The organism is Pedobacter faecalis, assembly GCF_030182585.1.
GTDB lineage: Bacteria > Bacteroidota > Bacteroidia > Sphingobacteriales > Sphingobacteriaceae > Pedobacter > Pedobacter faecalis.
In genome coordinates this window covers 542,669-554,985 of sequence record NZ_JARXOW010000001.1, presented here as the reverse complement: position 1 = coordinate 554,985, position 12,317 = coordinate 542,669, and the positions used below count along the sequence as shown (strand labels likewise).

Sequence of the window (12,317 nt, the reverse complement as noted above, 5' to 3'; positions counted from 1 at the left end):
CGATTGTAGGCCTTTATTTGAGTTCGTGTGTCAAGGAGATGGGACCTGCGGATCAAACAAACCTAAAGTCGCAAGCAGAAGTGCCTATGTAAGGCAAGACGAAATCGTTGTTAAATTGCCAGGCCAGCCAAACCCAGAAGTGAATTTTCTTCGCCAGTGAAAATGTGACCACTTTGCAGCGAAATCAGCTGACCACTTTGAGTGAAATATGCATTCTTCTGATTCAGGAGAAAACCTAATGGGTAAACTCATAAATTATTTAAGATGTTTATTGCTGAATTCCTCCAGAGAGATCGACTTGCCTTCTTCAAACTGCCGCAGACCTTTGTCAATACCCTTCAGGACAGATCAGGTAAAGTAGTTTGTATTACCTGTGGCTCAAATTGAACTTTCAACGCTTTAAGCCACAGCCTTGATTGTCTTCAATTGCTCGTTGCTTTCCGGATGTATCAATATGCTTTCCATATGAACAAATATACAAAATCTTATTCCATTTGAAATAGTTGGAATATCAAAGACTTAGTACTTTCTGTTTTGAATCACCTGTTTAGCAATACGGATGTGAAACATGCCGATGCGCTTACGACGGGTAAGAGGGAGTTAGTGTTGAGGGATAGGGGGAGGAGGTGATGTATCGAGATTGTAGCGTTTTTTGTGTTGGGCTCGTTTTTCTAATAAAATAACAACCTATGGCCTTTCAGATCAGAAACCTGTTTATAGTTTTATGTTTGGCGACAGCTTTGGTTGCCTGCAAGGAAGATTTTACCGGAGATTGTAATAAAACCTGCACGAAACAATATGTGTATATTTTGGTAAGCTTTAAAACGGCGGCGGGTGCAACAGCAGAGGTTAAGAATTATCAGGCTAAAAACTTGAGAACGGGGAAGATCTTAATGGAAGGTGATGAAGCGCGTATGGATATTTGGAATGCTTATATTGTTGCCGGCGACAGTCAGTTGAACTTACTTTCTGAAGAGGGTGACATGGTAGAAGTCCGGGCGACTAGTGTAGCTGCTGAGGAAACTGCGACAGCAACTTTTAAGATCAAAGGTGGGAGGTGTAATTGCCATGTAGAGAAGGTGATTGGCCCCAAGGAGATAGTATTTTCACCCTAATTTACTTCTCAATTAGTATTCTTAGCAGTTTCAATAGTCTGAAGTTGTTCTTTCTGTGAAACGATTTTGAGCTTAAAACGTTTCTTTTGTGAAACGTTTTTGTATTTTTGATGTATTGATCATGCAATGGATATACTGACACAAAGGTTTCGCCTGCTATTGGGCTCATCTGACATTAAGTTTAAAAGGGGGTTAAGTTATAAGATTAACTGGAACGCTAGAGGCGTATGCATCGAAGGTGCGCGTGGCACTGGTAAGTCGACGATGATGTTGCAATACATTAAACAGAACTTGCCATTAGACCAGACGTTATATGTTTCGCTGGATGACTTGTACTTTAGGCAAAATAACTTGGTTGAGGTTGCCGAGCGTTTTTACGGATTAGGGGGCAGGCATTTCTTTCTGGATGAAGTGCACAAGTATGCTGACTGGCAGACGGCTGTGAAGAACATTTATGATTTCTTGCCGGAGATGAAACTGGTAATCTCGGGCTCTTCTATTTTGGCTTTACAGCATTCAAGAGCAGACTTAAGCAGGAGGATGCTTAACTATCATTTACCGGAGTTGTCGCTTAGGGAGTATCTTTCGTTGAAGCACTTGACGGAGATGCCGATTTATGGTTTTGAGGAGATATTGAATAACCATGCGGATATTGCGGAGGAACTTCGTAAGATTATCGCTTCCCCATTAAAATCGCTTAATGATTATTTCACTTATGGAGCATATCCGTTTTTTTTAGAGGGAGAGTCGGACTATTTTATGCGTATCAATCAGTTGATAAACGTTATTATAGATTATGATTTGCCGGAGGCGAAGGCGCTAGAGGTTGCTACGCTGGCGAAACTCAAGAAATTGATGTACGTCCTCTCGACCGCTGTGCCGTTTACTCCAAATATTTCAAAGCTGGCGGAGCAGGTAGATACTTCGAGAGTCCGACTTTTAGAGATGCTTCATATTTTGGAACAGGCCCAGTTGATTCATAATTTACGCTCGGCCTCTTATGGAACGAGCCTGATGAATAAACCTGAAAAGATTTATTTGCATAATACAAGCCTCATTGGTGCCCTTGCTGAAGGGAAGCCAGATATTGGTAATATGAGGGAGACTTTTTTTCTTTCGCAGGTGCAGAATTCGGGTGCAGTGGTAACATATCCTAAAGCCGGGGATTTTATGGTAAACGGGAAGTATCTGATGGAAATAGGAGGCATAAACAAAAAAGGCAAGCAGATAAGGGGGCATGAAAAGGCTTATATAGTGGCAGACGATCTGGAATATGGTTTCGGCAACAAAATACCGCTATGGCTGTTTGGGTTTTTATATTGATTTTTCGGCAATAGTGGTTGTAGCGTTTTTTGTGTTGGGCTCGTTTTTCAAATAAAATAACAACCTATGGCCTTTCAGATCAGAAACCTGTTTTTAGTTTTATGTTTGGCGACTGCTTTTGTTGCCTGTAAGGAAGATCTTGCTGCAGATTGTGAAGCGAATAAGATTTGCACCGAACAATATGTGAGCATCGTGGTGCGGTTTGAAAGCGAAACGGGTGCGGCGGTGAATGTTGGCAATTATACCGCTAAAAACTTAAGAACGGGCAAAGTGCTGATGGAAGGTGAAGATGCACGTACGGATGTTACCGGCACTTATGTAGTCACGGCCGACAATCAGTTAAAGTTATTTTCTGAAAGTGGCGACGAGGTTGAGGTTAGTGGCACCAACGTGGCTACTGGCGACACGAAGACGGCAATTTTCAAAATAAAAGGAGGCAAGTGCAATTGCCATGTAGAGAAGATAAGTGGCCCTGAGAAAATAGTATTTTTACCATAATTTATTGCTCTAAATCATTCTTTTTCAAAACATTGGCAGCGGTAGCTTTGGTGTTACCATTTGGTGCCTGAGTAGCTTGGGTGTGCCTCCAGGAGGTGGCCGTAGCGAAACCGGTGGGCAGGTGGTATAATTAACCAAATGTTTTACCTCTAATGATTTTATCATGGGAATTCAGATTTGGGGAGCCTTTGGTGGCTTCCAGAAGAAGACGGGTGCCCTGGTCGGTCGGCGAGTTAACGGACAGAATGTGATCACAGCAATTCCTCACCCTAGTGAGTTGCCACCCAGTGAGGGGCAGCTTAGTTTTCGTGCCAGGTTTAAACTGGTGGTTAGCTTCCAAAAGTGGATCACGCCACTGATCCGCACGGGTTTCAGAAATGCGCACAAGGAAAAGCAGAATGCTTTTAATGCTGCCTTTGTGTACAATTATCGCAATGCGGTGACTGGCTCTGGTTTGAACTGGACGATCGACTATCCGAAGTTTATGTACAGCTCAGGGATGCTTGGCAATGCCGCTGGCCTGGAGATGCAGGTGAACACGGACGCTCAGCTTGACTTTAGCTGGACGGCAGTTCCGGACACTGGCGTGGGCGCGGCATCGGACAAGGCTTCGTTTGTGGTGTACAACCCGGCGCAGGACAAGTTTGTGGTAAGGGCTGATGCCGCTTTACGTTCGGCCCTGACCTACGACCTTGCGGTACCTGTCAATTTTAGCGGAGATACGGTTCATGTATGGATGAACTTTGTTTCGGCTGACGGCAAAACGGCCAGCAACACGCTTTATGTGGGAAGCGCGGTTGTGATGTAGTCTGTGCGGCGTGCCAGACCGTGCACGCCGCACTTTTAGTTTTATGTTTTATTTATGTTATGATGTTATGGCAACTTGAATTCGGGTTTATTAGGTGGCTACAGCGGCCGTGTAGGGAATCTGGTTTTTTATATAAGGAATGGCAGGCGGGTAGTGCGTACTGTGGGGAGTGTAGGGTGCCTGCTTCTGAAAAGCAAACGGCCAACAGAAATGCGCTTGCGGTGGTGATGGCTTTTCTGAAAGTGGTGCGTGAGTTTGTGAATATCGGTTTTGACGGAAAGCTGAAAGCAGGGCAGACAGCATTTAATGCGGCTGTGTCTTACCATTTAAAAAATGCGGTTGATGGTGTGTATCCTGATCTGTATCTGGATTATGCGAAGGTTAAGCTGGCTTGTGGCCGGCATATAGGTACCACTGCCTCCGCTGTGCTCAATGATGATGGCATTTTGGTTACCTGGGACTTTGAGCCGCATACCTGTTTTGAGCAGGCCAGTGAGCGGGTGATGCTGTTGGCTTTCTTCCCTGTGCTGAGCCGCGCTGTTTACGTGCTGGACGGTGCTGATCGCTGTGCCTGCAGCGAGCAGCTATACTTGCCACCTGAGTTGTGCAATGCGTATATGGAGGTATATATGTGCTTCGCATCGCGAACTAAACGTGATGATACGACAGAGAGTGTTTACTTAGGTAAACAAAACTTGCCTGGTGCTGTTTAATTTATACACAATTTTAAATTATTTATGGCAGAAAGGCATACCTACCAGACAGGTATCATTGGAAACTGTGCATATCTTGCACATATTAATAAGAATACGAATATTGATTGGCTTTGCTGGCCAAGGTTTGACAGCAGTTTTGTTTTCGGAGGCTTGCTAGACGAACAAAACGGGGGTGAATTTTCGATAAAGCCGCATGGCGAATTCACTTCGCGCCAGTTTTACCTGGAAAACACGAACGTTTTATGTACGGAGATCAGTAACCCGGAGGGCAAATACCGGGTTACGGATTTTGCACCCAGATTTTATCATCATGAACGCTATTTTAAGCCTTTAATGATGATCCGTAAGATTGAGCCGATTGAGGGCAATCCCCGGGTTCGGGTGAGGTGTAAGCCGGTATGTAATTATGGCAAGTCGCGGCAAAAGGGAAGCCGTGGCAGCAATCATATTCTTTTTAGCGGCTGCACCGAAATGATGCAGCTGAGCACGAATATTTCCCTGAGCTATATTGAAGATGAGCATTACTTTGCGCTCAATGAACCTAAGTACTTGATTATGACTTACGGGTATGAGTTGAATGCACCGATCATTAGTACGGCCGACCGATTCCTGACAGAAACCATCCGCTACTGGAGACGCTGGATTAAGCACTCTAATATTGCCGGGTTTTATCAGCACTTGGTGATCCGCTCGGCTCTGGTACTTAAAATTCACCAGTATGAAGACACGGGTGCTATTATAGCAGCCAGCACAACCAGTCTGCCGGAATCGCCGGGCAGCGGGCGCAACTGGGACTATCGTTATTGCTGGATGCGTGACACCTATTATGTTATAACGGCGCTAAACCACATCGGACATTTCGAGGAGATGGAAAAGTACTTTAGCTATGTAACCGACATTTCCTTCCGGGATGAAAAGCGTTATCAGCCTTTGTTTGGCATTAGCGGCGAGCGCCTGCTGAAAGAGAGCGTGCTGGACCACATCCATGGGTACCAGGGCAATAAGCCTGTACGTATTGGTAACCAGGCTTATGAGCATATTCAGAACGATATTTATGGCCAGGTGCTGATTTCTATGCTGCCTTTGTATTCCGACCATAGGTTTATATTCAGGGAGCGTCAGGATTCGGCGCAGTGGCTTGACAATCTGCTGAGTAAAATTGAGCGTACCATCGATGAGCGCGACGCCGGCTTGTGGGAGTTCAGAAATATTGCGCATATCCATTGCTATACCAACCTGTTTCAATGGGCGGGCGCCAATGCCGCGCTCAAAATGGCCAAAACGATCGGCAACGCGGAGTATGAGGAACGTGCGCAAATATTGATCGACAGGGCTGCTGAGCATATTGAAGCTTGCTATGATCCGGAGCGTAAGGTGTACACGCACGCCGTAGGCAGCAGTCACCTCGATGCGAGTACTTTGCAGTTGATCCTGATGAACTATCTGGACCCGGCGTCTGACCGTGCCAAGGACCATCTGCTGGCGCTTGAGAAGGAACTTAAGGCTGAAAATGGTTTGTTTTACCGCTATCTGCATACCGACGACTTTGGCAGGCCGAAGACGACTTTCCTGATCTGTGCATTCTGGTACGTGGAGGCGCTGGCATGTGTGGGCCGGGTAGAGGATGCGATCCGCGAGTTTGAATCCATCATAAAATATTCGAACCACCTGCTGTTGTTCAGCGAGGATGTGGACGAGCGTGACGGCAGCCAATGGGGTAATTTCCCCCAGGCCTACAGCCATGTAGGCTTAATGAACGCGGCCCATCGGATTGGTGTTAAACTCGACAGGCCGGCGTTTCTTTAATACGTATTGATAGCTTAGTTGGTCAGCGACTTAAGCAATCGCTTCAGAAATGAGGGTTGCTCGGTCGCTGACTTTTCTGTTTGTGCCGTTGTTGCCGGAAATTTATTATAGGCAAGCTGACTCAGCAATTCTCTTACTTCTTTGTGGTCGCGCAGATAATACCGCGCCGCCGATATATTGTTGCCTACTTTTATGGTATAGGCGGATTCTGGCAGGGATTTGAAAATATCCTCATCGGTATGGTCGTCGCCAAAGGCAATCATAAAGTCGGGATTATGGTTGGCCAGCCAGTTCAGGGCAGCCTTGCCTTTGTTGATCTCTATATTCTTAAACTCTATGACTTTATTGCCTTCCATCAGTTGTAAGCCCTTGTCGGCAATAAACATCCTGAGGTGATTCACAATTTCACCTGCGCGCAGTTCGCCCAGGCCATTCTCTACCTTACGGTAATGCCACACCAGTGAAAAAGCTTTTTCTTCTACAAAGGAGCCCGGAGTACGGTCGGTATACGTATCGAGAACAGCCTTAACCTCGTGCTTCCATTTGTCGGTCAGGAAAGGCACACTCTGCCAGTCTTCGCCCTGCTGCTTAAGCCATGCGCCGTGTTCCGCAATCATGCCGATGTTGAGGTGACCAAACCATTTCTGGAGGTTCTTGTAGTTTCGGCCGCTGATGATGATGACATGATTAGCCGGGTCGCTGAGCAGTTTATCAATCAGCGCATAGAGCTCTTCGTCGGGCGCCGCAAGGTTGATATCGCCATGAAAACCAACCAGCGTACCATCGTAGTCGAGAAAGATATAACGGTCGGCCGCATTGGCATAATCATGACCTATTTTTTCACGGATCGGCTGGGAGGCGTATCTGGTTAAAAGCGACTGCTGCATCTGTTTTACTTCCTGTAGTTTATCTATAAAGTTTTTTACCCAAAGGTGTATGTTGAATTTTTTAACGGTATGCCGCATGTTGGTCATACGTGTTTCCTGCTCTTCGCGCGGCATATTGATAGCCTGCACAATGGCCCGCATGATGTCGCCAATGTTGTTCGGATTAACGATCAATGCTTCATTGAGTTCTTTAGATGCGCCTGCCATCTCGCTAAGTATCAACACTCCGTCGCCATTGGTACGGGATGCAACATACTCTTTGCTTACGAGGTTCATACCGTCGCGCATGGGCGTAACCAGGCAGATGTCGGCCGTGCTATACAGCGCCGAGAGGAATTCTACTGAGAACGATTTATAAAAATAATGGATGGGCAACCAGTTCATTGTTCTGAACCTGGAGTTGATATTGCCCACCAGTTGGTCGATACGATCCCGAAGGTCCTTATACTGGGGAACGGTATCTCTCGAAGGCACAACAACCATATAAAGAACAATTTTCTCAATGTATTCGGGATGGAGCTGCAGCAACAGCTCTAAGGCTTGAAGCCGCTGTATGATCCCCTTGCTGTAATCAAGCCGATCGATGGTCAGTATAATCCGAAGGTCTTTCTGACTTTCCTTGAAAGCAGTGGAATGCCGTGCTACTTTGGGGTGATTGGTAAGGTTTTCAAATTTCTCACTATCGATGCCCATAGGGAACGCCTCGACCACCACATGCCGGTTTTTATCGACAATCACATTTTCCGAAAGCTTGCCGCTGGAAAGTCGCGATGCCGCACTCAGGAAGTGCCTTACATCGTCGAAGGTATGGAAGCCGAGCAAATCTGCACCAAGCATGCCCGCAATCAGCTCTTCACGCCAGGGAATAAGCCGGAATATTTCGTAGGATGGAAATGGAATATGCTGGAAGAAACCTATGGTAACGCCGGGTTGCTGCAGTCTTATTAGGTTGGGCAGCAGGAGCAGCTGATAGTCGTGCACCCAAATGGTATCGCCGTCTTTGCTGTGCTGCAAGACTACATCTTTGAATTTGGCATTTACCGCCTGATAATAATCCCAGTAGGCCTGGTCGAAATTGGCATAGGTAACCAGGTAGTGAAATACCGGCCAGAGGATTTCATTAGAAAAGCCCTCATAATAGAAATTGATTTCTTCGTTGGTAAGAAAAACAGGTATTAAGTTTAACGCAGCCAGCTTTCTGGTTACCTCGCGCTGCCTGTCTGCCGGAACTTCTATTCCCGGCCAGCCGATCCAGATGTTGTCGCCGTTTTTGTATACCGATCCAAGACCGGTGGCCAGACCACCTTCGCTCGGCCTCAGAATATATTCACCATTTTGTTCGCTGATTTTTACGGGAAGCCGGTTCGATATTATAATTGTTTTGTTTTTTATTGGCATATCTGACTTTACAACATCTCCAACTGCGCAATTGTTTTTCCAAAGATTAAATTTATTGCTTATTAAGATTAGCCTGAGTGCCAGTTTGTTTGTAACTTGCCGGCCTTCGTTAAGTTGATTACGCTTATTGTGATATGCTAAAGTTTAGACTTCCTTTATTGTCGGCCGCCCTGTTGCTAACGGCTTCCTGTTCATCGATATATATGCCTAACGTACCAAACACGCCCATGCTTAGTCAGCAAGGCGAGTTTAGCGGTGGTGGCCATATCTCATTGCGTGGCAATGCCAGCATCAATGGCGCCTATGCGGTGTCGGACCATTTTGGGGTGATCTTCAGCGGCTCGTATATGGACCGCGACTGGGAAAAGAAGGATTTTAAGCACAAGCTTGGCGAGGCGGGCGTTGGTTATTTCAATACTTTTGGGCCGGATGATAACCGTATCCTGGAAGTTTACGCAGGCTACGGCACCGGGAGCACCGATCGTGTGTTTAGGCATTATGATGAAAATAAGGTGCTGACTGGTTCTGATCTGGAAGAGGTTACCTACACTAAAACCTTCCTGCAGGTGAACTATAGCTCGAGGAAGAGCAATACACTGAATTTGTTCGGCCAGGCTTTTCCAATCAATTATGGTACAGCGCTGCGCATAAGTAATGTGGAGATGAAGACCTTTATGCGGAACAGCATCGGACAGCTGCGCGAGGGCAATGTATTTCTTGAACCAGTATTTTTTACCCGTATGAGGCTAAGCGATGCGTTTCAACTGCAATATACTACAAGTGCAAACTTCGGCCTGAACAACCGGAAGTATGTAAGTGCGGGCAACTCTATCTTTACGATAGGGGCTGTGTTTAATGTTGGCGGAAAAAAACAAAAGGCCGACTAAAGCCGGCCTTTTACAGTTGTTTCGTGGGTTTATTTCTTCGGAACGATCGTCAGCGTTCTCATGGCAGGCCTGTCTTTGGCGGCCGACTGATCCGTCTTAACGATCATGTAGACGTCGTGCATCTTACCATCAGTCACTTCGTTCAGTGAAATCTGGCCATCGTTATGTTTGCCGCTTCCTATCACGGTACCATTTTCTGAATCCAGCCTGATCTCAATAGTGTAGGGTGTATCGCCCTGGGCAACTAAAGTGGTGGCCAGAGCAGCTACGTGACTGAGATCGACCTGTTTCAGCCTTATCCATCCGTTCTTTTCGGGGAATATCAATGATTCTGTTCCGTTCGCATCTTTTCGCCCGAATCCTGAAAGATCGCGCAGGTCTTTGGCATCAATCACGCTGTTTCTGAGATTGAGTACCGCGGTGGATGTAAGCGGCTTCAGGTTTGTGCCGCCCAGGTCTGAGTAACTTGCTTTGATGCTTAATACTGTTTGTTTTCCATTTAAAGATGCAGGCGGGGTGATCTTTCCGGCAGCTGGCAGCGAAGGCGCTGTGGTTGATTTCGCTTTCAGGCTCATGATCCACTCGGCAATCTGGGTGGCTTCACCAGTTTTCATCGGGGAATGTGCCGGCATGGGTACTTCACCCCATACACCTGTACTTCCTTTGATGATCTTTCCGGAAAGATATTTTGCGGCATCAGGCTTCGCCTGGTATTTAGCCGATACCAGCGCAAATGCCGGGCCTATTGATTTTTCGTTCACTTTGTGACAGGTGCTGCAATCTGATTTTTGCATCAGTGCCTTTCCGACCAGCGTTTGGGCCACTTCCTGATGCCCTAATTTGGCGCCAGCCATGTCGGTACCCTCGTTGTAAGCGCTGGAGACAAAGATGCGGGTTCTGTTGACCGTAGCGCCTGGATCAGTGACCTTAACGTTATAATTAACCGGCACGCCAGGGAAGAAGAAGCTCTTGTTATCGCTGGTAGCGATGTCTACCACAGGCTGTGCGTTACCCGCGGAGACGAGTATTGACGGACTTTTCGCAGAAGCGCGGTCTTTGTCGACCACCTGAACACTGATGCTGTACTGGCCTGCTTTGCTGAAGGTGTGCTGGATGTTTGGTACTGTGGTGGTTTTCTTAATGCCATTGCCGAGCGACCATACATAAGTGAGCGCATCACCATCCGGGTCTGTTGCCTCAACACTGGCTTCAAGCTTATAGGGGAGGAGTCCGCTTGTTTTTTTAATGTTCAGTTTGCTTACTACGGGCGGACGATTGCCTTCGAGATAGTCGATGCGCACCAGCGCCGCATCTGGGTTTTTGGCAAACCAGCCCTTACCGTATTCCAGTATATACAGTTTGCCATCGCGACCCTGCTCCATATCGATAGGCGCAGCAAGGGGGATATTTGCCATAAAGGGCTCCATGCTTAGATAATCGCCTTGTGGCGACATGGTTACGGCTTTAACCCAGCCGCGAACCCATTCGTAGATAAGCAGCTTACCGTTATAGTAGGCCGGGTATGGCGAAGCGCCTGGCTTGGTATAGTATACCGGTCCGGCCATAGCGGTGCGTCCTCCGGTGCCAACCTGCGGGAAGTCTGGCGATTCACCATAAGGATACCATATAAATGCAGGTTGCGCCGGGGGCAACTGACTGAGGCCGGTATTGTTGGGCGAGTCGTTCTTAGGTGCGTTGGGATCGAAAAGATCTCCGCTGCTGCCGTTGGTGTAATCATAAGCCCGGTACGGATAGTTGTTGCCCACAAACAGTGGCCAACCGAAATTGCCGGCTTTCTTTGCCTGGTTAACTTCATCGTAGCCTCTCGGACCGCGGGCCGGATCGTCGTTGCCCGCATCCGGACCAACCTCGCCCCAGTACAGGAAACCTGTCTTTTGGTCTACCGAAATACGGTAGGGGTTTCTGTTGCCCATTACATAGATCTCCGGTTTGGCTTTAGGGTCATTTTTCGCAAACAGGTTACCGTCTGGAATACCATAGCTGCCATCGTCGTTGACCCTTATCCGCAAAATTTTGCCTCTGAGATCGTTTGTGTTTCCCGCGGAGCGGCGGGCATCATATTGGTGAAGGCCTTCCCGGTTATCAAGCGGGGCATAGCCTTTGTTTACGTATTGCTGCTTTGGGACATCAAACGGGGTAGAGTTATCACCTGTAGAAATATAGAGTAGTCCGTCGGGCCCAAAGGCGAGCGAACCGCCGGTATGGCAGCAGATCTCTCTTTGTGAGTAGAATTCAAGGATGACCTTTTCTGTAGCGGTAGTGATCCTGTCGTTCACCAGTTTAAACCTCGAAAGGCGGTTTACCGATTTGCCGGCCGGACTGTACAGCGCATAAACATACTGGTTTGCGGCAAACTTTGGATCTACCGCGATGCCGAGTAAACCTTCCTCGGCGTTTACATCGGGCACACTGGTTTTGAAATATACATCCAGTTTGCCAGCCTGTATCAATGTGCGTGTGGCATTTTTATAAAGCATAAGTTCGCCGCGTCGCTGAGATACCAGCACGTCAAGATTAGGCAGTACGGCAATTTCCGTAGGTTCGGTGAACTGTCCCTGTACGAGGGTGACTTTCACAAAGCGGTTTTGATCGGGCGTGTCAATTTGTGTGGCTTTTTTTATTTCGGTGTCTTTTCCGAGTGGTAATAAAGTGGCAAATGCGATTCCTGAAAGTAATAACGCGAAGTAAGTTTTCATTTGGTTTATTGGTTGTCCTGATTATTCAAGTGTATGTATAAAACCAAAAATACAGCTTTGAGTGCCATTTCCTAACAATAGGTATTAAATAGTTTTAGCTATCTATTAAGCTTTATTTGTTCATTATCAGCAGGTATTGATTATTGTAACAAAATCATTATT

Annotated in this window: 9 protein-coding genes; 7 read left to right on the top strand and 2 right to left on the bottom strand. The window is 46.9% G+C overall.

From position 1 onward, the window contains the following. Positions 1 to 689 precede the first annotated feature (689 nt). The 6 genes from QEP07_RS02420 to QEP07_RS02395 all read left to right on the top strand — a co-directional run bounded on the left by QEP07_RS02420 (position 690) and on the right by QEP07_RS02395 (position 6,266). Positions 690 to 1,115 carry a hypothetical protein gene (locus QEP07_RS02420; RefSeq protein WP_285008361.1) on the top strand — a complete coding sequence of 142 codons (426 nt, stop codon included), beginning with the start codon at positions 690 to 692 and terminating at the stop codon, positions 1,113 to 1,115. A gap of 126 nt (positions 1,116 to 1,241) precedes the next feature. Then, positions 1,242 to 2,438 (top strand): ATP-binding protein, encoded by a 1,197-nt coding sequence (locus QEP07_RS02415; protein ID WP_285008360.1) that lies wholly within the window; start codon positions 1,242 to 1,244, stop codon positions 2,436 to 2,438. 66 nt (positions 2,439 to 2,504) lie between these two features. Continuing rightward, the gene (locus QEP07_RS02410) at positions 2,505 to 2,936 is read left to right on the top strand and encodes a hypothetical protein (protein ID WP_285008358.1); all 432 of its coding nucleotides are present in this window, start codon (positions 2,505 to 2,507) and stop codon (positions 2,934 to 2,936) included. 163 nt (positions 2,937 to 3,099) lie between these two features. After that, the gene (locus QEP07_RS02405) at positions 3,100 to 3,744 is read left to right on the top strand and encodes a DUF6266 family protein (RefSeq protein WP_285008357.1); all 645 of its coding nucleotides are present in this window, start codon (positions 3,100 to 3,102) and stop codon (positions 3,742 to 3,744) included. Between the two features lie 59 nt (positions 3,745 to 3,803). Continuing rightward, a complete protein-coding gene (locus tag QEP07_RS02400) occupies positions 3,804 to 4,457 on the top strand; it encodes a DUF6266 family protein (RefSeq protein ID WP_285008356.1) in 654 nt (217 codons plus the stop codon). A 24-nt stretch (positions 4,458 to 4,481) separates the two neighbouring features. Continuing rightward, on the top strand, positions 4,482 to 6,266 hold the full coding sequence (locus QEP07_RS02395) for a glycoside hydrolase family 15 protein (RefSeq protein WP_285008355.1): 1,785 nt from the start codon (positions 4,482 to 4,484) through the stop codon (positions 6,264 to 6,266). 14 nt (positions 6,267 to 6,280) lie between these two features. On the opposite strand, the gene QEP07_RS02390 is transcribed toward QEP07_RS02395, so the two are convergent. Beyond that, the gene (locus QEP07_RS02390) at positions 6,281 to 8,551 is read right to left on the bottom strand and encodes a bifunctional alpha,alpha-trehalose-phosphate synthase (UDP-forming)/trehalose-phosphatase (RefSeq protein WP_285008354.1); all 2,271 of its coding nucleotides are present in this window, start codon (positions 8,549 to 8,551) and stop codon (positions 6,281 to 6,283) included. A gap of 134 nt (positions 8,552 to 8,685) precedes the next feature. Here QEP07_RS02390 and QEP07_RS02385 point away from each other — a divergent pair, with 134 nt between their 5' ends. Beyond that, the gene (locus QEP07_RS02385) at positions 8,686 to 9,438 is read left to right on the top strand and encodes a hypothetical protein (protein WP_285008353.1); all 753 of its coding nucleotides are present in this window, start codon (positions 8,686 to 8,688) and stop codon (positions 9,436 to 9,438) included. Positions 9,439 to 9,467: 29 nt separating this feature from the next. On the opposite strand, the gene QEP07_RS02380 is transcribed toward QEP07_RS02385, so the two are convergent. Then, positions 9,468 to 12,155 carry a PQQ-dependent sugar dehydrogenase gene (locus QEP07_RS02380; RefSeq protein ID WP_285008352.1) on the bottom strand — a complete coding sequence of 896 codons (2,688 nt, stop codon included), beginning with the start codon at positions 12,153 to 12,155 and terminating at the stop codon, positions 9,468 to 9,470. Between the last annotated feature and the right edge of the window lie 162 nt (positions 12,156 to 12,317).